At 40.0% G+C, this 20,660-nt stretch carries 18 protein-coding genes and 3 pseudogenes; 7 read left to right on the forward strand and 14 right to left on the reverse strand.

The annotated features are described in order from the left end of the window. Positions 1 to 63: 63 nt before the first annotated feature. Positions 64 to 1,380 (reverse strand): TldD/PmbA family protein, encoded by a 1,317-nt coding sequence (locus tag V8V91_RS06115; RefSeq protein ID WP_373399305.1) that lies wholly within the window; start codon positions 1,378 to 1,380, stop codon positions 64 to 66. A 17-nt stretch (positions 1,381 to 1,397) separates the two neighbouring features. Next, entirely contained in the window at positions 1,398 to 3,041 is a 1,644-nt protein-coding gene (locus V8V91_RS06120) for a TldD/PmbA family protein (RefSeq protein ID WP_373399306.1), read from the reverse strand. Between the two features lie 381 nt (positions 3,042 to 3,422). On the opposite strand from V8V91_RS06120, the gene V8V91_RS06125 reads away from it, so the two are divergent. Then, positions 3,423 to 3,869 carry an NAD(P)H-binding protein gene (locus V8V91_RS06125; RefSeq protein ID WP_373399307.1) on the forward strand — a complete coding sequence of 149 codons (447 nt, stop codon included), beginning with the start codon at positions 3,423 to 3,425 and terminating at the stop codon, positions 3,867 to 3,869. 5 nt (positions 3,870 to 3,874) lie between these two features. Beyond that, a complete protein-coding gene (locus V8V91_RS06130) occupies positions 3,875 to 4,339 on the forward strand; it encodes a hypothetical protein (protein WP_373399308.1) in 465 nt (154 codons plus the stop codon). Positions 4,340 to 4,341: 2 nt separating this feature from the next. On the opposite strand, the gene V8V91_RS06135 is transcribed toward V8V91_RS06130, so the two are convergent. Both V8V91_RS06135 and V8V91_RS06140 read right to left on the reverse strand, forming a co-directional pair. After that, positions 4,342 to 4,818: a hypothetical protein gene (locus V8V91_RS06135; RefSeq protein WP_373399309.1), complete on the reverse strand. Its 477-nt coding sequence runs from the start codon at positions 4,816 to 4,818 to the stop codon at positions 4,342 to 4,344. Further along, positions 4,752 to 5,501 carry a hypothetical protein gene (locus V8V91_RS06140; protein WP_373399310.1) on the reverse strand — a complete coding sequence of 250 codons (750 nt, stop codon included), beginning with the start codon at positions 5,499 to 5,501 and terminating at the stop codon, positions 4,752 to 4,754. Before V8V91_RS06140 ends, V8V91_RS06135 begins: the two co-directional genes overlap by 67 nt. A gap of 161 nt (positions 5,502 to 5,662) precedes the next feature. Between V8V91_RS06140 and V8V91_RS06145 the strand changes: the two are divergent. Next, positions 5,663 to 6,561, forward strand: a pseudogene (locus V8V91_RS06145) (cation diffusion facilitator family transporter). Here V8V91_RS06145 and V8V91_RS06150 read toward each other — a convergent pair. Then, a complete protein-coding gene (locus V8V91_RS06150; RefSeq protein WP_373399311.1) occupies positions 6,539 to 7,141 on the reverse strand; it encodes a uracil-DNA glycosylase family protein in 603 nt (200 codons plus the stop codon). The pseudogene V8V91_RS06145 and the gene V8V91_RS06150 overlap by 23 nt on opposite strands. Positions 7,142 to 7,365: 224 nt before the next feature. Here V8V91_RS06150 and V8V91_RS06155 point away from each other — a divergent pair, with 224 nt between their 5' ends. Together V8V91_RS06155 and V8V91_RS06160 are read left to right on the forward strand one after the other, a co-directional pair. Beyond that, positions 7,366 to 7,950: a DUF4136 domain-containing protein gene (locus V8V91_RS06155; protein ID WP_373399312.1), complete on the forward strand. Its 585-nt coding sequence runs from the start codon at positions 7,366 to 7,368 to the stop codon at positions 7,948 to 7,950. A 243-nt stretch (positions 7,951 to 8,193) separates the two neighbouring features. Further along, complete coding sequence (locus V8V91_RS06160; protein WP_373399313.1) at positions 8,194 to 9,042, forward strand: OmpA family protein; 849 nt, start codon at positions 8,194 to 8,196, stop codon at positions 9,040 to 9,042. Positions 9,043 to 9,135: 93 nt separating this feature from the next. Here V8V91_RS06160 and V8V91_RS06165 read toward each other — a convergent pair whose 3' ends face one another. The 7 genes and pseudogenes from V8V91_RS06165 to V8V91_RS06195 form a co-directional block, all read right to left on the reverse strand. Beyond that, the gene (locus V8V91_RS06165; protein WP_373399314.1) at positions 9,136 to 10,485 is read right to left on the reverse strand and encodes a TolC family protein; all 1,350 of its coding nucleotides are present in this window, start codon (positions 10,483 to 10,485) and stop codon (positions 9,136 to 9,138) included. Next, a pseudogene (locus tag V8V91_RS06170) lies at positions 10,463 to 11,145 on the reverse strand (ABC transporter ATP-binding protein). The gene V8V91_RS06165 and the pseudogene V8V91_RS06170 overlap by 23 nt, the downstream one beginning before the upstream one ends. A gap of 31 nt (positions 11,146 to 11,176) precedes the next feature. Then, positions 11,177 to 12,316, reverse strand: a complete 1,140-nt coding sequence (locus tag V8V91_RS06175) for an ABC transporter permease (RefSeq protein WP_373399315.1) — start codon at positions 12,314 to 12,316, stop codon at positions 11,177 to 11,179. Beyond that, the gene (locus V8V91_RS06180) at positions 12,262 to 12,909 is read right to left on the reverse strand and encodes an ABC transporter permease (RefSeq protein WP_373399316.1); all 648 of its coding nucleotides are present in this window, start codon (positions 12,907 to 12,909) and stop codon (positions 12,262 to 12,264) included. The genes V8V91_RS06175 and V8V91_RS06180 overlap by 55 nt, the downstream gene beginning before the upstream one ends. 71 nt (positions 12,910 to 12,980) lie before the next feature. After that, entirely contained in the window at positions 12,981 to 13,577 is a 597-nt protein-coding gene (locus V8V91_RS06185) for an ABC transporter permease (protein WP_373399317.1), read from the reverse strand. Positions 13,578 to 13,837: 260 nt separating this feature from the next. Next, positions 13,838 to 15,126: pseudogene (locus V8V91_RS06190) on the reverse strand (Gfo/Idh/MocA family protein). A gap of 87 nt (positions 15,127 to 15,213) precedes the next feature. Continuing rightward, the gene (locus tag V8V91_RS06195; RefSeq protein ID WP_373399318.1) at positions 15,214 to 15,873 is read right to left on the reverse strand and encodes a DUF1080 domain-containing protein; all 660 of its coding nucleotides are present in this window, start codon (positions 15,871 to 15,873) and stop codon (positions 15,214 to 15,216) included. Between the two features lie 268 nt (positions 15,874 to 16,141). Here V8V91_RS06195 and V8V91_RS06200 point away from each other — a divergent pair, with 268 nt between their 5' ends. Next, on the forward strand, positions 16,142 to 17,212 hold the full coding sequence (locus V8V91_RS06200; RefSeq protein WP_373399319.1) for a PA0069 family radical SAM protein: 1,071 nt from the start codon (positions 16,142 to 16,144) through the stop codon (positions 17,210 to 17,212). Positions 17,213 to 17,324: 112 nt separating this feature from the next. Next, positions 17,325 to 18,191 (forward strand): hypothetical protein, encoded by an 867-nt coding sequence (locus V8V91_RS06205; RefSeq protein ID WP_373399320.1) that lies wholly within the window; start codon positions 17,325 to 17,327, stop codon positions 18,189 to 18,191. A gap of 5 nt (positions 18,192 to 18,196) precedes the next feature. Here the strand turns inward: V8V91_RS06205 and V8V91_RS06210 are convergent, their stop codons facing one another. Beyond that, positions 18,197 to 18,763, reverse strand: a complete 567-nt coding sequence (locus V8V91_RS06210) for an ABC transporter permease (protein ID WP_373399321.1) — start codon at positions 18,761 to 18,763, stop codon at positions 18,197 to 18,199. Next, positions 18,724 to 20,613 (reverse strand): ABC transporter permease, encoded by a 1,890-nt coding sequence (locus V8V91_RS06215; protein ID WP_373399322.1) that lies wholly within the window; start codon positions 20,611 to 20,613, stop codon positions 18,724 to 18,726. The genes V8V91_RS06210 and V8V91_RS06215 overlap by 40 nt, the downstream gene beginning before the upstream one ends. Positions 20,614 to 20,660 lie beyond the last annotated feature (47 nt).

The raw sequence follows: 20,660 nt of genomic DNA on the forward strand, positions 1-20,660 counted from the left end.
GCAGAACCTGGTTCATGAAGATCGAAGGATGCTGCCCACTGCAAGTTTCACTGTTAACTGATTTTAAACAGCATCAGATAAGCTGGTAAAGGTAAAGTCCCTGATTTTCATTGGAGGAACCATGCTACCATCCACTCGCTGAGGTTTGCCCATCGCTTCAATATTGTTAAGCATAATGATGGGGCTCTCGTTGAAGCGGAAGTTTTTTACCGGAAACTTAATCTGTCCATTTTCAATATAGAAGGTACCGTCTCGAGTAAGGCCTGTGAATAGTAAGGTCTGAGGATCTACGGATCTGATGTACCAAAATCTCGTAACCAATACCCCTCTTTCAGTACTCTTGATCATATCTGCCAGAGATTGGTCTCCTCCTTCAAAAATGACTCCTCGAGGTCTTGGCACTGGTTCAACCCCTTGCTTCTCTGCCCAATACCTGGAATAGAACAAGTTTTTCACCACTCCATTTTCTACCCAATTGGTCTTGGTAAGAGGCAAACCGTCCCCACTCCATGGTGCTACAGGGATATCTGGATGCGTTGGATCTGAATAGATATTCACTCGCTCATCAAAGATTTTCTCACCAATTCTGGTTCCTCCTCCCTTTTTAGACATGAAGCTTCTTCCTTCATCCGCACTTCTAGCATCCAAACCAAATGTCAACCGGCCTAATAAATCCGAGGCAGCTCTAGGTTCCAAAATCACCGTATATTTCCCTGGCTCAATGGCTTGCGCATCTACGGAGGCCATTGCCTTTTGAACCGCTAAAGAGGTAACCGGTCCTGATTTTAAAAGACTCACGTCATTGTAATCAGAACCTGAATATCCGGAGCCAGTTCCATCTGCGGTTCTTACTGTTACTGTAAAATCAACGGAGGTTCGCTTATTGTACCCAAAAAGACCTTTGCTGTTGCCCGTGGCAAAAAAGCCAGAAAAGTCTTCCAGGTATCCGGCCGCAGTTAGATTTTTCTCCGCACAGGGCTGAATACTATCTATTGCTACCTGTGCTCTATAGTCAGGATCAATTTGATCCGTAGCCTCACTAAATGTATTGGTTTCCACATAGGATTGAGGACCTAACATCGGCATATACTCAGGGTTTTCTGGAGCGAGTTGAGCGATCTCCTCTGCTCTCGCAACCGCCTTTTTCAAAGACTCATCGTCCAATTCATTGATGCTGGTGGAACCGGATTTTTTCCCAAAAACCGAGGTGATGCTGAGACTGATGCTATTGGTTTCCCCACTGGTATTGACGGTGTTTCGGGCATACCGAATATTACCTGTTCTTCCTCCGGAAATGCTAACTTCAGTTTCATCAGCTTTAGCGTAGGAAAGAACTTTATCTATAATTTGTTTTGCTTCTTCTTTTGTTAAAATAGCCATTTCGATGATTTTAAAAGTTAAATCTTTCTTCCTGTGTTAATTACATTGACACCGTCAAACCGGGTAGTTGAACTACCATGAGAGACCGCTGAAACTTGCGAAGGCTGACCTTTTCCGTCAAAGAAAGATCCGAATAGCTTATAATCATCCTTGTCACAAATCTGTGAACAAGAATTCCAGAATTCCTGAGTATTCGATTGATAGGCCACGTCTTCTAGCATGCCCACAATTTCTCCATTTTTGATTTCGTAGAACAATTGTCCACCGAACTGGAAATTGTAACGCTGCTGGTCAATAGAATAGGAACCTCTACCTACTATATAGACTCCTTTTTCCACGTCTTTCACCATGTCATTGACACTCAACTTTTCTTTACCAGGTCTCAAAGAAATATTTGCCATTCTTTGGAACTGAACAGACTCCCAGCTATCTGCATAGCAACAGCCATGAGACTCATTTTCACCTAGAATACTTACTTGATCTCTAATAGCTTGATAGTTTACCAACACGCCATCTTTAATCAAGTCCCACTCTTTGGTTTTTACTCCTTCATCGTCATAGGCAACATATCCCAAAGAATGGGGCTGCGTTTTATCCGCGAAGATATTTACCTTGTCAGAGCCATATTTGAAATCTCCTGACTTCCATTTATCCAGAGTGGCAAAGCTTGTTCCAGCATAATTTGCCTCGTAGCCCAATACTCGATCCAACTCCAGTGGGTGACCAACTGATTCATGGATGGTCAAGCCCAGGTGATCAGGGTCAAGTACCAAGTCATATTTACCAGGCACCACTGATTTTGCAGAAAGCTTCTCTACCGCTTGTTTTGCGGCAGCAGTTGCATCTTCGATTAAGTCATAAGAATTTCTGTAGCTCACCAATCCAGCTGGACCAGGGATCTTTTCAGATGCTAATCCGTCTAAATATTCATAGCCCATTCCCATTGGTGCACTTAATGCTTGACGGCTTCTGAAATTACCCTCGGCTTTGTTTAAAGCTGTCACGGTAAAATTTGGCCAAATTCTATGAACGTCCTGATCTATGTAAGAACCATCAGTAGAGGCAAAATACTTTTGTTCATTTACCATAAACAACGCAGAATTGACAAAGGCAGCTCCATTCTGAATAGCCGCATCATTTGCGCTGAGCAATAAGTCAATCTTGTCCTTCACGGGAACCTCAAAGGCATTTTTCTTAATTGGGGTTTGCCAGGAAACCTCACCTGCCCCTTGGACTGGAGCAAGCTGCACCGGTTCTTTCTGAAGCTTTGAGTTGGCTTTTGCAATCGCTACTGCCGTTTCCGCACATTTTTTTATTCCATCCGGACTTACATCAGAGGTAGCTGAGAATCCCCAAGTACCTTCTGCGATTACTCGTATACCTACTCCAAATGATTCAGCATTGGTGATATTTTGAACATTTTTTTCCCGGGTGATTACAAATTGGTTGAGGTATCTACCTATTCTCACATCTGTGTAAGTAGCTCCTTTTGCTTTGGCGGCATTGAGCGCAATGTCCGCCAAGACTTTCTTGGCAGCTACATCCATTCCAGGTTCCATTAATCTTTCCGCGGTCACGGGGTTTCCCATGGCCAGCATTCCAGGGGTCATTAGAGCGCCAAGGCCCATCCCTGAAAGGTGAATAAAATCTCTTCTTTTCAATTTACCTTCTGTTTAAATGATGGTGTATTAGTGATATTTGGTTTGATAGGGTTTTCTGTATAAAAATACCTTTTAAGATCAAGATGCCAATAGAATTATACAGTCACGGTAAATAAGCCATTTATCCCACCATTTTTTTTGTTTGGCAACCTTCAACTTCAATTTTTAATCAAATTATGACGCTTTATTGATTAAAAATTAACCTAAAAATAAAATTCATACCATTTATTTAGGTTCAATTAACGCTATTTGACCCTTGATTAATCATTCAAACCTTTTTCAATTGATTTTTCTCATTTAAAAAAACTGTGATGATTTCTCTTCAGATTCCTCTTTAATATGCTTAATTTTTCAATGATCTTTTGAATATAAATACCAAGCATGAAGCTACACACTATTTTAGGGGCCAATGGAAATATTGCCCAGATCGTTTCCAATGAACTGAATTTACATGGCATCCAAGTCCGTCAATTCAGTAGAAACCCACAAAAAGAAAATGACTCTGACGATTTAGCTTCAGGAGATTTATTGGATAGTCTTGCCGTAAACAATGCCGTTTCCGGCGCCGAAGTAGTCTATCTGTTGGCTGGCATAAAATATAGTAGCAAAATCTGGGAGGAAGAGTGGCCAATTATTATGAGTAATACCATTGAAGCCTGTATTTCAAACAATGCTAAACTGGTCTTCTTCGATAATATGTATGCCTACGATCCTGAACAGATCAGCAACTTGAAAGAAGAAACCCCATTGAATCCTAAAAGCAGAAAGGGGCAGGTAAGAAAGGAAATATTAGAGATGCTGTGGAAAGCGGTGGAAGAAAAAAATTAACTGCAATGGTTGCCCGTGCGGCTGATTTTTATGGACCCAATGCTTCCAATAGTTTCCTGAATGAATTGGTGATCAAAAGAATGAAATCCGGAAAAGCTCCCCAATGGTTATATTCAGGAGATAAAAAACATTCCTTTACTTATATACCAGATGCAGGGAAAGCTACCGCATTTTTGGCGCTGCAAGAAGATTCCTGGAACCAAAGCTGGCATCTTCCTACAGACGATTCTTATCCATCTGGAAATGAAATCACAGAATTTTTGAACCAAGAGCTTGGCACCAATTTTAAACTTCAGGTCATGCCCTCCTGGCTGGTCTTTGTATTAGGAATATTCATGTCTATCATGAAAGAAATACGGGAACTAAAATATCAATCTGCCGAAGACTACTGCTTTGATTCTTCAAAAATAGAGAAGAAGTATGGACTAACACCCACTCCATTTAAAGAAGGTCTGAAAGCCTGTATTTAATGTTACTTCTTTACCAGTTTTAATTTGTAAAGGATCATTCCCTCATCTTCTGTATCAGATAGATTTCCATCTTTTGATACGACTAATTCTCCTTGTTTATTGACTACCATTGGATAGTCACTTGCTTTAGGAAATGGAAGGTCTACCGCCACCTGATTGAAATCCTGGTCAAAAACTGCAGCTAAATGTGGGTCTTTCTTTCTCCGCTCGAATCCAAAATCAGGGTCTTGCCTATTCATTGTTGCCAATACATCCTCTGAGATTCCTTTGGTGTAAGTGGCAATTATAAATTCGTCTACCTGAAAGAGATTGGTCAGATTACCCGATATTTTCTTACTAAATCCCTTAAAAAATTTCTCAGCTTGATCCTCAGGAACTGGGTCATAGTGCACCCAATTCGGAATATCCAACTCTACTGTCTGAACATAGTCAAAGTGATCCCCTCCTGATTGTAAACATAGAATCGGGGTTCTATCCACATGCTCAACAAAAGCAACTCATCTGATTTGGTGTAAACAGGTATGGGAAATCCGTGGACTTGTCCATTCAGCAATTTACTTGTTTCCGGAAGCCGAACCACACCCAGGGTATCTCTGATAGACTCATCAAATTTACTAAGGATCGGGAGTCTATATAATTTCTTATAAAACTCCCCTTCATTCATATTAACCGCAAAGGTTTCTGGCCAAAGGGATGGAAAATAAATCTGATTGTTTTCCTTGAACACCCCCAATTTGGGATAAAACATGAAAATTTGATAGGCATATGGAATTTCAATCTGCCCAACTTTCAGCGAGTCCTCAAACTGGAAATAGCCATTGGTCGGAGTTAAAACCGTTACTTTTCCATTGACATAACCTAAACCTAAGGCAGTTTCAACGGCATCTATTCCCTCTGAGTTAAATTGATGTTGATTCAAAATTTCTCCGGATCCGTCTACCTCTACATATTCATAATAGGTATCATTGGATAAAAGGTATTTTCCTTCTTCTGGATCATAATCCACCAACATCAAATCCCCAAGGTAATCTACTTCAAGAGAATCAATTAACTCTAGAGAAAAACTACGCTCTACTTTTCCCTCTTCTTTATTAGCTGTACAAGAAAATGTCAATATGCCCAGCAACAAAAGCCCGGAACATTTTTCAAAAATTGGTTTCATCCTATTGTTTATTGCCATGAAAAATTAAATCACCGATAGATCACCGAAGAACATAGGTATTTAATTTTAATTATAAAAATAAATCAACTAAAAGTAGGTTAAATTTAATGCAATAGCCTTGCACCGTTCTTTTAGTATTTTAGTGTTTATAGAATTTATTTATGGGACACTCACATTCACACCATCACCATCATTCTAGCGGTTCCAATCTCAAGCTGGCGTTTTTTATCAACCTCGCTTTTACCATCTTGGAAATCTTTGGTGGTATCTGGATTAATTCTATAGCAATCTTATCGGATGCCATCCATGATTTAGGGGATTCTGTTTCGCTGGGACTGGCTTGGTACCTGGACAAAAAGTCCAAAAAACAGCAAACGAACAATTCTCTTTTGGCTATACCAGATTTTCACTTTTGGGAGCCTTAATAAATGCTGCCATCTTGATTACGGGATCATTTTTCGTGATATCAGAAGCCATCGACCGATTAATTTCTCCAGAGGTATCAGATGCCAAAGGGATGATCCTTTTTGCATTGCTTGGAGTGGCTGTCAATGGATATGCTGCTTGGAAGGTCAGTACGGGTTCCACCCAAAATGAGAAAGTGGTCAGTTGGCATTTGCTCGAAGATGTATTGGGATGGGCTGCCGTATTGATTGCAGGGATTATTCTCTATTTTAAATACATTCCTTGGTTGGATCCAGCTTTATCCTTGGGCATTTCACTTTTTATCCTTTGGAACGTTTTCAAAAACCTCAAGGAGACTTTATACATTTTCTTACAAGCTGTTCCAGCTGAGCTTTCACTCGAAGAAATTAAAAAGAAAATATGTCAAATCCCTCAAGTAGAATCCATTCACCATACCCATTTATGGTCTTTGGAAGGTGCTCATCATGTGTTCACCACACATGTGCGAATTAAGGAAGTTCATAGCCTGGAAGATGTATTGGATGCTAAAGCTGCCATTAAAGAAGTTTTAAAATCCTATCCTTTCAGCCACTATACCGTAGAAGTGGAACTGCAAGAAGAGAACTGTGAACTCACAGAACCTCATCAACATTAGATCCTAGGATCTTTTTAACCCGATATTGAAGTTCTGGAATTACTTTTTCCTCGAACCAAGGATTTTTCTTTTGCCATAAGCGATTCCTTGGAGAAGGATGCACTAAAGGAAAATAATAAGGCAAATATTCCCGAAATGCTTTGACTGTATTGGTCAGATTCTCTTTTCTTTCTTTGGCTAAATAATAGGCTTGTGCATATTGGCCAATCAACAATACCAACTCCAACTCTTTCAAATGATGGATGAGTTTTGGATGCCAAAGCGGAGCACATTCCACACGCGGTGGCAGATCTCCTTGTTTACCCTTGCCAGGATAGCAAAAACCCATGGGCATGATTCCAAAAACCTGTTCATTGTAAAACTCTTCTTCTGTAACATCTAACCATCTTCTCAATTCCCTGCCGCTAGGGTCATTCCAAGGAATACCTGTCTCCTGCACTCGGGTACCAGGAGCTTGACCTACTATCAAGATTTTACTCTTGGGATGAACCACAAAAACAGGTTTAGGATGAAAAGGCAACTCCTCCTTACAGACCATGCAGTTCTTGGCTTGATTACAAATGGATTCAAATTTCTTCACCACACAAATTTGAAAAATCTTCAAATAAACTGTCACCTAAGGGACAATATTTAAAATACAAAGGCTATTGGATGATATTGTAATTTTTTTTCAATAACTTAAGTAGATACATAATTGAATTACAAGTATTTGAAAACAACATTACCGAAATTAGGTTAATCCAATAGAACCGGATTGTTCGTATTTCTGATAGACTTTTTATCAACCAAATGACTTAAGTAATCATGAAAAACTCTTACCTGATTTTATCCTCAATCTTGATCTTATGTGCCTCCTGCTTTTCGCAGAAAGATTATGTAACCGAATATGATTACAATTATCAAGGCTCATTCAAAAAGTATAAAACCTTTGCTTTTGTGGTTCCGGATGAAATTGACACCACTTCTATCTCTCCTGTTTTAAATGCCACCATTGGGGCAAGATTGGGTTCGCAAGGCTTCCGAGAATATGAACAAAAGCCTGATATGCTGGTAAGCTATAAGATCTTCATGGATTCCATTCGGTATAGAGGGTATGTTCAACCAGAGTTTGATTATTGGTTAAACAGAAGGGGGATCACCACCATCAATGATGAAGGTGAAGAAGAAAAGGAACAAGAAAAAGATGAAACATATAACCAAGTGAGGTATCAAGAAAATCAAGGCATGTTGGTCATCTATGTCATAGATAGTAAAAGAGGCAGTACCATTTGGCAAGGATATACTGCGGCAAACTTTGACGTTTCTTCCCCTAACTTTCAATCCGATATTACCAGAGCTGCCTATCGAGTCATGAATGAATTCAAGGTTGTCAATAGGTATATGCAATAATCTTAGGTAGTTTTTAGGGAATATTCCTATGCAATCTGTGGACTTAATCCACAATAAAATATCAAACCCCGATTCTTTCGGGGCTTTTTTTTATCTCATCTAATCATACCAAAATCACTAAAAAATGCCCTCAAAAGCCCGGAAATACTGATTTCCGACAAAAATGAGGGTATAGGATTCCTCTTACCATTGGGACTGGCAATTGGTTTGGAACTAGTTCATCAAAACCAAGAAAACTGAACAATGAAAAAATCATTTATTATCACAGGAATTTTAGGAGCCACGATCATGGTTTCATGTGTTTCCAAGAAGAAATACACAGAATTGGAGAGTAATCTTTTTAAGACTCAAACAGAACTGGCCACTACGAATCAGGAAAAAGCTGAATTAGAGGAAAAGATGGCAATTATTGAAGCTAGAGTAGCAGAATATAATAACCGAATCAACTCATTAAGATCTGTGAATGACGAATTAAGCAGCACGAATGCTAGCCTATATAGCATTGAAGGCTCTACGGTCATGTCCAAAAACTCCAAGACCAAGATGAATGAGACCTTGGCAATGGTGGATCAAGAAAAATTAGCTCAGGCCAAAACCTTGGAAGATTCAGTAAACTTAGCTGTAGAATACAACCTGAAGAAAAATATTACGGAGACTACCGAAGAAGGTGATCAAGATGATGTTCAAATTGATATTGACCAAACTGTAGTGATGATTTCCGTATCAGACAAATTGTTATTCAATACAGGGAGCTACAGAATCAATAATAAGGCCAACCCCTTATTACAGAAACTGGCGGAAGTAATCAATGCTGAACCAAGCCTACAAGTGATGATTGAAGGTCATACAGATCCAAGATCTATCTCTACAGGCGTTCTTCAGGATAACTGGGATTTATCTGTGAAAAGAGCAACCAGCATCGTCAGAAAGCTTCAGGAAGAGTACAATGTAGCTCCAGAAAAAATGATTGCTGCAGGTAGAGCGAGCTATATGCCGATCGTGGAGAATGACTCTCCAGAAAACATGGCGATCAACAGAAGAACTAGAATTGTTTTGATTCCAGATTTGGACATGTTCTTTGCAATGTTGTAAACCTCCCGAATACCAACACTACCAACCATAAAAGGCTGATCTTCATTGAAGATCAGCCTTTTTTTTTGGAGATCGTTTATTCTTTTATTTCTTTTAGTACTCCACGGTCAGGGTTCCCAAAGCATGTTTCATCAACACCTCTTGAAAATACAAGGTATAAATCGCCTGAGCTTGGTCTGCTTGTGCAGCTACCAATTGCTGATTGGCCGTAGATAGATCTACAAAATTGGATAAACCTAATCTGAACCGTTCACGAACGGCCAATAACGCTTCCTCTGCAGCTAATACCTGTACTTGGGTATTCTTTTCATTTCTTACCGCAGCCTGGTAATTGATATAGGCAAGCTTAACCTCTTGATAAATCTTTCTATCCAAAGATTCTTTTTGAAGAATTTGGTTTTGATAAGCTACTTTTCTTCTACCGACTTCCAACTTGGTTTGAAGGTTATTGAAAATTGGAATTTGTAAATTCAAGCCTAGTACTTGCTGAGGATAAATTTTCAACAATTGCTCACGCAATGTTCTATCATCCAAAGAGGTAAAGAAAGTATTGTAATTATAGAAAGCATTGAATCTTGGGTAATACATCGCTTTCATGGCCTTCACACTTTTCTGAGCCGATTCCACCAGCATTTCTTGCTGATCTAAATCTGACCTACTTTCCATAGCCAATTCATACAATTCGCTGACGCTAAGCCCGTCAAACGTGACCGTGGTAGCCAATGGATCTACAGGATCCAGTTCCGGTACCACAGTAGGTTCCAGCATCAGGTATTCTGATAAATTCCAAAGGTCTGTTTCCAATTGAACCTGAGCTCTCACAGCGACAGACTCCAATCTTGCCACTTCTGATTCCTGATTGTATTGATCGGATAAGGTTCTCAGACCAGCATCTACAAAGCCCGTGATCTGTTCTAACTGCTGTTTCTGATTATCCAGGTTTTCTTTAGCTATTCGATAGAGTTCCCCATCCAGCAATACTTGCAAATACCTTCTTGAAACTTCAAATACTACTTGTTGAGCGGCTCTTTCAAGCCCCTTCTCTCCAGCCAGGTAAGATAATTTTGAAGATTGTGTATCTAAAATTCTTCTTCCGAAGTTGAAGATAGGCATATTCAAGTTTACTCCTGAGGATACGATTTCATTGGTCACATTCGTCACCACAATTTCACCTTCAATTTGTTGAAATTGCTGTCCTCGCTGTTGCTGAAAAGTAGTACTTACATTCGCACTTGGGAAATGAGATGCAAAAGCCGATTGCTTTTGCCTTTTCAATACCTCCATTTGGTTGGACTGGATTTGAAAATCCATGTTTTTGGAAAGTGCAATGTCAACTGCCTGGCGAAAATCCAGTTGAAGGGTGTCTTGAGCTTGAGCTGCTCCTAAAGTACTTATCAGGAGTGTAGCTCCTAAAATATAGTTACGCATGGGTAATAACTTCATCTTGATCAATTTTTCCATCCAGCATTTGAATCAACCTGGTACCAAAATCTGCATTTTCTCTTGCATGGGTAGCTTGGATAATGGTGGTACCTTCCTTGTGAAGCTCCTGGAAAACCTGCATGATTTCCTGAGCTTGTCCAGAATGTAAATTACCAGTCGGTTCATCCGCTAAGAGTATTCTTGGTTTTCCGGCTATTGCTCTGGCAATACCAACCAATTGTTGTTGGCCTCCTGACAATTGGGCAGGGAATAGGTCTTTTTTGGCTACCATATTGAATCTATCCAATAAGTCTGCAATGATGCTTTTTCGCTCATTGGAGGATACTTTTCTATATAAAAGTGGAGTTTCAATGTTTTCATAAACGGTCAACTCATCAATCAAATGATAGGCTTGGAAAATGTAACCGAATTCAGATTTATGAAGGGCTGATCTATCCCGATCCCTCATCTTGTTGATATTGTTGTCTCCAAACCAATATTCCCCAGAATAGTCCTCATCTAACAAACCAAGAATATTGAGTAACGTTGACTTACCGGCACCGCTAGGTCCATCAACGTAACAAACTCTCCCTCATTGATGGTAAGGTTAATTCCTTTGAGAATAAAAATCCTCTGAAAGCGGGATTCTATGTACTTATCAATTTCTTTAAGTTGAATCATTCTGTTTTAATGAAATAGGTATTGTGTGTAATTATTCGCTTTTTAAAGTTTTTGCCGGATTCAATGAATACACCTTCCAGCTTCTATATGCAATGGTAATGAGTGCCAACAAGAATACGACGGATATCGAAATCACAAATGGCCATATAGATTGAGTGGTTCTATTTGCAAAGTCCTGTAACCAGGAATTGGAAAACCAAATCCCGAAGCCGGTCGCTAAAATAGCCGCCACCGACAATAGTTTGAGAAAATCAGCAGCGAGCACCCCCACCACATTTTGTTGGGTAGCTCCCAGGACCTTTCTAATACTGATCTCTCTGGTTCTTCTTAGGGCTACATAACTAACCAACCCAAAGAGTCCCATGCAGGCAATGAAAATGGCAATTCCCGAAAAGACTCCAAAAATCAATCCTGCTTGCTGTTCAGAATTATACATGTGAGCATAGGCCTGATCCACAAATACGGGATTGAAGGGCCTTTCTGGAACCAACTTCTGCCAAACATCCTCCAAAGTAGCCAAATGGGTTGCAGGGTTCCCTACTGGTAGTTTTACCAAGAGTACGTTTGCCTGGTCAGGGTCATTAAATATGACAAGTGGCCCCACTTGATGATGCAAAGAATTGAAATAAAAATCCTTTACCACTCCTTTCACTTCTGAGTTGGAATTAAAGCCAACATTGATGGTTTTGCCTACTGCTTCTTCTACCGTCCAGCCCATTTCTTTTACGGCTGTCTCATTCAAAATCACTGTATTACGGTCATCTAATTCTTCCAGTTCACTTCTTTTTGGATCTGTTTCAGAAAAATTAGTACCTGCTATCAAATCCAAATCAATGGTTTTGATCAGATCGGTATCTACAGAATATCCAGTAATCATGAACTCTCGCTGATTATCACCACCAGGGAAAATTTTATATCCTGCCTTGATGTGTACCGGCATGTCTGCAGCCCGGGAAATGGAGGTAGCTGCCCCTGACCTCAATAGTTCATTCTTGATGGTTTCTATCCCACCTCTCATGTTGTAGTGGTAGCTCAAAGAAACTAAATGCTCTTTGTCATACCCCAGGTTGATTTCCTGCATGTAGTCCAATTGGTTTTTCACCACCATGGTGGAAATCAAGAGACCAATGGAAACAAAAATTGAAAAACCACCAATGTTTTTCGTACCCATGCGCCTCCTCCCATTTTGGTCTTGTTGGCCAAGGCTTTAATGGGCTCCATTCCTGAAAGGATCAAAGAAGGGTATAACCCGGCCAATACTCCTATCAATGCCACAAAAGCGAGAATCAACGTGATTCCCAGTGGAGTTACCAAAAGGTCTAATCTCAAAGGAACTCCGCTGATCGACGAAAATTTGGGAGAAATCAGATAGAGCGCCAAGATACTGAGCAGCGTTGAGGCAAAAGTCAATAGCATGGACTCGGAAACAAATTGTCCAAATAATTGAATTCTTCCTGCTCCCATGGCTTTCCTCAAGCCTACTTCTTTATTTCTTTCTGTGGCTTCAGCGGTGGCAAGATTCACATAGTTGATCACCCCAATCGCAATCAGTAATAAAGCAACAATTCCAAAAATATATAAATAACGAATATCAGTCCCTGGCTTGATTGAGTCCAAAGCCTGATTTCCAAGATGTATATTGGTCACAGGTTGTAGGAAAAAAGCAGTTTCATATCCATACTCTGCCAATTCTTTCCCTAAATACTTATCGACTAGCTGTGCTAATTTACCTTCAAAAACTGCTGGTTCTGTACCAGGCTTCACCTTGACATAGGTATAATAATTACTAGGAGACCACTCCGGATTTCTACCATGTCTATGCGTCTTAAACGAAGCTAAAAATCAAAATCAATATGGCTGTTGGATGGAAAGTCCTCCATGACCCCAGTGATCACATAATCTTGATTGTCTATTTTTAAAGCTTGACCTTGAGCTGCATTGGCATTTCCAAAATATCTCTCTGCGGTGCTTTTGGTCAACACCACTTGATTGGGTTCTGAAAAAGCCTGTAGTGGATTTCCAGAAACCATTTTAAAATCAAACACCCGGTAGAAGTTTTCATCTACAAAGGCAAAAGCTGACTCTTCTTGGTTTCCTTCCCCTGCATCTACCATCACAGTGGAAAAAATACTGATATCAAAAATCAAGGTTCCGGTTTCTGCCTCTGGTATTTCCTCTAAAATGGAAGGCACCAAACTGGAAGGTGTAGTAGACACCAACTGCGATTCCCCATCAGACTTGAATTCCTGATTCATTTTATAAATCCGGTGATAATCCGAATACATCGTATCATAACTCCATTCATGATGGATATATAGACAAATAGCCAAAAAACTTACCACTGCAATGGTCAGGCCCAACAAATTGATCCCAGTATACAGCTTTCGCTTCTGGAGATTTCTAAAAGATACTTTCAAGTAATTTTTCCACATGGCCAAAAAAGGTTTGATTTAGGAAAATTGAATTTTAATGATTTGTCATGTTCTTCAAACACAAAAAATAAAGGTGAATTGAACACACCTTCGGCTTTTGTGATCCTCCTGCTTTCTTTCCCAGTTTTGTGCCATAAAAAAAAGCCCCTGAAACTACTCCAGAGGCATTTTTTGGTATTCAACCCTATTGTTTTCTCGAACATTTTTGTTCGCATGCGGACGAAACATATGTTTTATTTCATCCGTTAAGAAGGTCTTTTTTAAAATTTTCGATATTTCCCATCCAGGTATTTATTGGCTTCCTTCTCTGAGAATCTCGCTTTTTGCTATCCCAATGTAAGGTCTGGTTTGGAAAACGACCCGCAATAACTCCAAGCAAAATGGTCTCTGTCAATCGGGCTGCATAGGAGAATGGTGCACTACATTCATCTTTACCAAGACAGGCATCCACAAACTGGTGGTAATGTTTCTTGCTTTCAGCATCATAGTCCTTCACAGGCTTACCTAAGTTAAATGATTCAATGTCCATTTCCACATAGTTACCATCTACTATTTTTCTTGGCAACTGCTGGAAGTGTGGAAGTAGCAATCTGCCTTCCTCACCAATAAACATGGCGCCTTGATCAGGTAATTGATCTCCATTTGGCAACACTAAATCTTCATGATCTGCAGGAGCTCCAGGTCCGTCGTACCAAACCCACTTCAATTTCTCTGTAGTTTGTGGTGTGCCTGGGAATTCATAGGTTACCACGTTATTCTCTGGAAAACCAAATCCTGTGGGTTGACGGCATTCGTTGATGATCGTTTCCGGCACATCCAACTGTAAGGCATTATAAGGGGTGTCAAAAATATGAACTCCCATATCTCCAAGCGTACCACAACCATAATCCATTACTTTTCTCCAGTTACCTGGGTGATAATATCCTTCTTTATAGGGTCGCTCCGGAGCTGTACCTTGCCATAAGTTCCAATCTAATGTAGATGGAACCGGATCTGATCCCGCTGGCTCTGGCCCATCAAATCCCCAGTTTTTCGGAGACCAGGCTCTAACCGTATGAACTTTCCCGATGATTCCTGATTGAATCAAAAGTGTAGCTAACTTATAGTCATAAAATGAATGAACCTGGATTCCCATTTGAGTTACCAGATTCTTCTTTTCAGCCATTTTCTTCATCTCTCTTGCCTCAGAGACATGATGGGTCAAAGGCTTTTGACAATACACAGGCTTATCCATTTTCATCGCCATCAAGGACGCAGGTGCATGAGTATGGTCTGGAGTAGAAACAACAACCGCATCAATTTCATCTTCAAGCTCTTTCAATAGAACACGATAGTCTGCATAGGTTTTCGCATTAGGATGAAGGGCCTTTGCTTTGGCTAATGCCTCACTATCTACATCACAAAGCGCAACCACATCTACCAAATCATGGGATGAGATAGCATCTAAATCTGCCATTCCCATTCCACCTAGACCAATGTGTGCAGTTCTTAACCTACCTTCTGCATTCAGTTTCCCTAAAAAAGATGGTGCCAAAGCGGCTCCAAGCATACCGATGCTACTCTTCTTTACAAAGTCACGTCGGTCCATAACTGAAATTTTCTTACTCATTATTTACGATTTAGTTATTTTGTTGATTTATAATTCTTTAATTCTGATGTTTCTAAAATGTACGACGTCTCCATGTCCTAGAAAACCGATATGCCCAGAGGATCTTTGAAGCCCTGGATGATCTTTTCCATCCAAGGTCCCATTTTTACTTGCCTCTAAATAATCTCCCTCCAATATCACTTCTCCATTCAAAATAATTTTGATTTTCGGATGCTGAACGATTACTTCTTCTTGATTCCATTCACCCACTGGCTTTAGATAGCCTCGTCTGGCAGGTATCACTCCATAGACAGATCCATGATATTGATAGGTTTCCAATTCGGCATATTTCTTTGCCCGGTTATCCAAAATCTGTATTTCTTTACCCACATAAGCAGCATCTCCTTCCAAAGGGGCATGAATCCCAAGACCGTTATTGGCTCCTGGTGTCAGCTGAAATTCAAAATGGAGGATAAAATTCCCAAATTCTTTTTCTGTGTAGAGATTTCCACCTCCACCTCCTTGCGGATCGATGATAATCATCCCGTTTTCGGCTCGATATGACTCTTTATTTCCGACCCAACCTTCAAGATCTTTGCCATTAAACAATCGTGTAAATCCTGGTTCCAAGGATTTATTCTGGGCATTACTTGCACCTACTGCAAAGCCAGAAAGAATAATAAAAAAAATACATTTTAGGGTTTTCATGAGATGTTATTCAAGTAAATTATTTCTTGGCATAATAAAACCATGGCACAATTTAACTTTTATAGGGAATTTCTCCCTAATGAACTTCATTAAAAATTTTAATTACACCATTGGGGATTTATTGATTTTTTTGGAAAGATGCTTCTTTTTTCTGTTCGCTCTTTAGTCTCAAGGATTCTAAACCATGATAGACCTATAAACTGACATCTGCTGTCGAATACGATTATTTGCCTTTCGTTACATCATTGAAGCCAGTAAATTAGCTTTTATGGAAGGGGAATTGAATTCAGAAAAGTACTTTAAAGGAAGAGGTTCACAGATCAAACCCGAAAACCGATTCCTTACAAATCACTATGTATTTGAACATATAGAAGGGATCGACGAACCTATGGTCCAAAGTCCTTTGACGAAACTCTTTTATGAAAATCCCAAAACCATCGTCAATAAGATCAAAAGCCCGGATCTAAGGATGCTTTATTCCCTGAATGCTTATCAGGGTTGCGAACATGGCTGCAGTTATTGCTATGCCAGAAACACCCATGAATTTTATGGCTTTGATGCGGGATTGGATTTCGAAAGTAAGATCATGATCAAGCGAAATGCAGTTCAGCTTTTGGAGCAACTATTTAGCAAACCGAGTTGGAAACCTGCCCCGATCAGTCTTTCTGGAAATACCGATTGTTACCAGCCTTTGGAAAGAAAATTTGAGTTGACCAGGAACCTTTTAAAGACTTTTCTACGCTACAGACATCCGGTGGGACTCATTACTAAAAACAGTCTGATCCTCAGAGATCTGGATATTTTGAAAGACCTGGCAGGTGAAAACTTGGTCCATGTCTACATTTCTGTGACTACGCTGGACGAAAGTCTGCGAAGGAAAATGGAACCGCGCACTGCCAGTGGTCTGAAACGCATCAAAACTATTGAGGAACTTTCAAAAGCTGGTATTCCCGTGGGTGTCATGAATGCTCCCATTATTCCAGGACTAAATCATCATGAAATACCAACAATTCTCAAAGCTGCAGCAGATCATGGAGCCTTGGCTGCAGGAATGACTATTGTTCGATTGAATGGCAGCGTTGCTCCAATTTTTGAAGATTGGTTGCTGAAAAATTTTCCAGATCGATTTGACAAAGTCTGGAATAAAATCAAGTCCATGCATGGAGGCCAAGTCAATGATTCAAAATTTGGTCGGAGAATGACCGGTGAAGGAAGAGAAGCGGAAATGATCCAACAATTATTCAAAACCTGTAAGAAAAAGTTTTTTGAAGGACGTGGTTTTCCAGATTATGATTTGACGAAATTTAGAAGAAATGGCAATTTGAATTTATTCCAATAAGTAGATTTACCAGATTTAAAAGAAAAGAATGGCCTTGCTCCCTTTCCTATATTTTTTGCTTGTAAGTGGTTTAGCAGGCATTTTTCAAAGTGAACAGAATCACCATGAAACTTTGCCATTAGCAGAAAAATATCCATTTGATCAAGGGATAGAGAACGATCCAAATGTGATTTTCTCAGAAAACTTCGAAGGTGATTTAAACAGGATTTTTGCCAAGTATACTGACATCCTAAATGGGGAAGGAATGTATCTGGATAGTCTGGATGCACCAGCATCCGGGTCAAAAGCATTAGTCATGACTAATACGGGTTCCGAAAACCATGGAGGGCATTTATTTAAAAAGTTTGAAAAAGGCTTCGAGTGCACAGTTTTTATCCGGTATTATGTCAAATATCCCAAGAGCTCCAAAGGATTTATCCATCACGAATCAGTCTGGGTTGGCGGTTCTTCTCCTGCCCTTCTTTACCCCAAACCTAGTGCTGGCACATGCGATCTTGGTGGGGAGCGCTTTTCAGTGAGTTACGAACCGATCCAAGACAGAAGAATGGACTCTTACATTTATTGGGGAGGAATGAAAGCTGGTGCTCAAGGTAAATGCTATGGGAATGATCTGATCAATGGAAGTCCAAAAGCAAAAGAATTGGTTTGGGATGAGTGGATGTGCGTAGAATTGATGATCAAACTCAATGATCCCGTCAACTCCAGTAATGGTGAACTAAAAATCTGGCAAGATGGAGTGGAAGTTGGCCATTGGGGCCCCGGTTTTCCGAATGGGCATTGGGACAGGGATTCTTGGATCAACGCCCCCTCCGAAAACCCATTTGAAGGATTTCAATGGAGAAATGATCCTGCTTTGAATCTTAACTATCTATGGTTTGAATTTTTTGATGACACTACTCCCAAAGGTGAGTCGCATCACATCAAATTTGCAAATCTAGTAATGGCCCGAACTTACATCGGGCCGATCAAACAGTACTAAATTTTTTACTCGTTTTTCAACACCTTCGCAGGATTAGACTGTGCTGCAATAAATGAATGAAGCCCTACGATGATCAGGCATAAGGCCATTACACCCAATCCTGCTAGTGCATACAGAATAAAAGGCATATTCACTCGTGTATTGAATCCACTCAGCCAATCATCCAAGAAATAGTAGGCTGGAATCACCGCAATCAGAAATGAGATCCCTACTAAAATCATGTATTCTTTGGAAATAAGAAACAGGATTTGGTTTAAAGTTGCCCCTAATATTTTTCGGATACTGATCTCCTTGGTTCGCTGTGCAATTGTGAAACTGGAAAGGCCGAATAGACCTAAGCATGAAATCAAAATGGCCAATCCACATGTAAAACTCAATACATTTTTGATTTTCACATCTTCCTGGTAAAATCGGTCGATCTGCGTATCCAGAAAATTAAACGAAGCTTCCTCATATGGATAAACGCTCAGATAAATCTGCTCTAGCCTTTCCTTTGCCGTAGCCAAATTCTGGTCTGAATTCAATTTCACATTTACTGTTTGAAAATATTCAGGATTGTAGGTAAACAACAAAGGCCGAATTTCCTCCCGAGTGTTCTGGAATGAAAATCAGCAACAACTCCAATAATTGTCACCTGCTCTTCACTAAAAGTAACCGACGAACCCACCGCTGACTCTAAGGAAGCAAATCCAGCCTCTTTCACAAACTGCTCATTCACCAAAATTTCATCAACTTTATCAATAGCATCTTTACCAGCCAGAAGCGGAATTCCATTGACTTTGACAAAGGCAGAATCAACATTCATTACCTGAATGTACATTTCCTTTTCAGTAGTATCCATTGGGATTTTGACATCCGAAGTCCAAAGGCTGGTAGAAGACACCAGGCTTCCGCTCAGGCTGGCACTCTGCACCATTCCCTCCTGATTGAAGCGATCCTGTAGCTGCAGCATTTTATCCGGATCAGACATAAATGGCAGGCTGGCATACATCACCGCTTCTTTTTCGAAGCCAAGTGGCTGGCTAGTCACAAATTTGAGCTGATAGTTCAGTACCAAAACAAGAATAATAAAGGCTATGGAAGAAGAAAGCTGGATGACTGTAAGATTCTTTCGGAGAAAAACTCCCATGGAGAACTTTCCGCTTCGGATCGTTTCTCCTTTCATCGCCCGTTGAGGATCGTAATTAGAAAGAATTAACGCAGGGTAAATCCCTGTGATCAAAGTCAAAAGCAGAGGAAAAGATGTATAAAACAGGATGTTGAAAAGCGAAAAATACGCTATGGTGAAATTCTTAGGCAAGTATACTTCAAATAATACTTTTAGACCTTCCACTAATCCCAAGGCCAATACTGAACTGACTAGAATAATCAGAAAAGTCTCTGTCAGAAATTGTGAAATCAATTGAACTCGTGTTCCTCCGATCGTTTTTCTAATCCCAACTTCCTTGGATCGACTGATCGCTTGCGCTGTTTCCAAATTCACAAAATTCAATGTAGCCAGTACCAGAATGATCATGCCTATAAAAATCAATCCATTTAGAAATGTTTTGGATACATGGCTACTACCATAATTTGGCTGAAAATGCATAGCTGAAAGCGGCTCTGTAAAAAAACTTGTTGCATATTCACCGTTTTCTTCTGACTCCATATTTTTGGCAATCAATGGCTTAAACGCCTCATCCACTGATTCTGGAGAAACTCCTTGGGCAAGTTTGACAAAAAGCTGACTGCTGGAATTCACCGAACCCCATTCATGAAGCCCATACCAACTAATTTGCTCCTCGGACCTAATCGTACTCAGAGAGATAAAATCATGGAATATAAAATCGGTATTCTCCTTATAATCTGCTATTACCCCTGTGATTTTCGCATAGATAGAATCTGAATCCACAAACATCAATTCTTCACCTAATACATCCGAGGCATCAGAACCAGGAAAATATTTATGCAAACTTGTTTCAGAGATCACAACCGATTCAGGTTGTAGCAAAGCTGTTTCAGGATTTCCGGCAAGCCATTCTCTCGGGAATATTTTAAAAAACCCGGGATCTGCAAATGTCACCACATTGGATCTACCAAAAACCTTTTCGGTATTTGGCAAAGCTGCAAGGGTATTATAAAGCGTATACAGTTTCCCTTTTTCTTCGATTCCCGTAATCTCTTCACTAATCACCTCGTATAATGGTCCAGGAGTTCCCGAATTTGGAAAACTTCCTCCATCTCCCCAATCTGTTAAAGTGTTCACACGATAAATGCGATCTCCATCTGGATGAAACTTGTCAAAACTGTAGGAATGCGTGACCACATTGAAGATCAAAAAACTGATAGCTATCCCAATAGATAAACCTAGAATATGGATCCCGGTTCTAAGTTTATTTCGGAGGATATTTCTCCAAGCGATTTTAAAGTAGTTTTTCAACATGGTTCTAATATTTGAAATTTGACTCCTATCTTTTCAATTCCTGAAAT

Origin of the sequence: Algoriphagus halophilus, from assembly GCF_041729275.1 — a bacterium.
In the GTDB taxonomy this organism is placed as follows: domain Bacteria; phylum Bacteroidota; class Bacteroidia; order Cytophagales; family Cyclobacteriaceae; genus Algoriphagus; species Algoriphagus halophilus_A.

What these genes read in the sequence shown, in the direction of transcription:
- V8V91_RS06160 (WP_373399313.1), top strand. Translation starts at nt 8,194, where the DNA reads ATGAAAAAATCATTTATTATCACAGGAATTTTAGGAGCCACGATCATG.
- V8V91_RS06140 (WP_373399310.1), bottom strand. Translation starts at nt 5,501, where the DNA reads ATGAAACCAATTTTTGAAAAATGTTCCGGGCTTTTGTTGCTGGGCATA.
- V8V91_RS06195 (WP_373399318.1), bottom strand. Translation starts at nt 15,873, where the DNA reads ATGAAAACCCTAAAATGTATTTTTTTTATTATTCTTTCTGGCTTTGCA.
- V8V91_RS06215 (WP_373399322.1), bottom strand. Translation starts at nt 20,613, where the DNA reads ATGTTGAAAAACTACTTTAAAATCGCTTGGAGAAATATCCTCCGAAAT.
- V8V91_RS06125 (WP_373399307.1), top strand. Translation starts at nt 3,423, where the DNA reads ATGAAGCTACACACTATTTTAGGGGCCAATGGAAATATTGCCCAGATC.
- V8V91_RS06185 (WP_373399317.1), bottom strand. Translation starts at nt 13,577, where the DNA reads ATGTGGAAAAATTACTTGAAAGTATCTTTTAGAAATCTCCAGAAGCGA.
- V8V91_RS06130 (WP_373399308.1), top strand. Translation starts at nt 3,875, where the DNA reads ATGGTTGCCCGTGCGGCTGATTTTTATGGACCCAATGCTTCCAATAGT.
- V8V91_RS06155 (WP_373399312.1), top strand. Translation starts at nt 7,366, where the DNA reads ATGAAAAACTCTTACCTGATTTTATCCTCAATCTTGATCTTATGTGCC.
- V8V91_RS06165 (WP_373399314.1), bottom strand. Translation starts at nt 10,485, where the DNA reads ATGAAGTTATTACCCATGCGTAACTATATTTTAGGAGCTACACTCCTG.
- V8V91_RS06200 (WP_373399319.1), top strand. Translation starts at nt 16,142, where the DNA reads ATGGAAGGGGAATTGAATTCAGAAAAGTACTTTAAAGGAAGAGGTTCA.
- V8V91_RS06115 (WP_373399305.1), bottom strand. Translation starts at nt 1,380, where the DNA reads ATGGCTATTTTAACAAAAGAAGAAGCAAAACAAATTATAGATAAAGTT.
- V8V91_RS06175 (WP_373399315.1), bottom strand. Translation starts at nt 12,316, where the DNA reads ATGGGTACGAAAAACATTGGTGGTTTTTCAATTTTTGTTTCCATTGGT.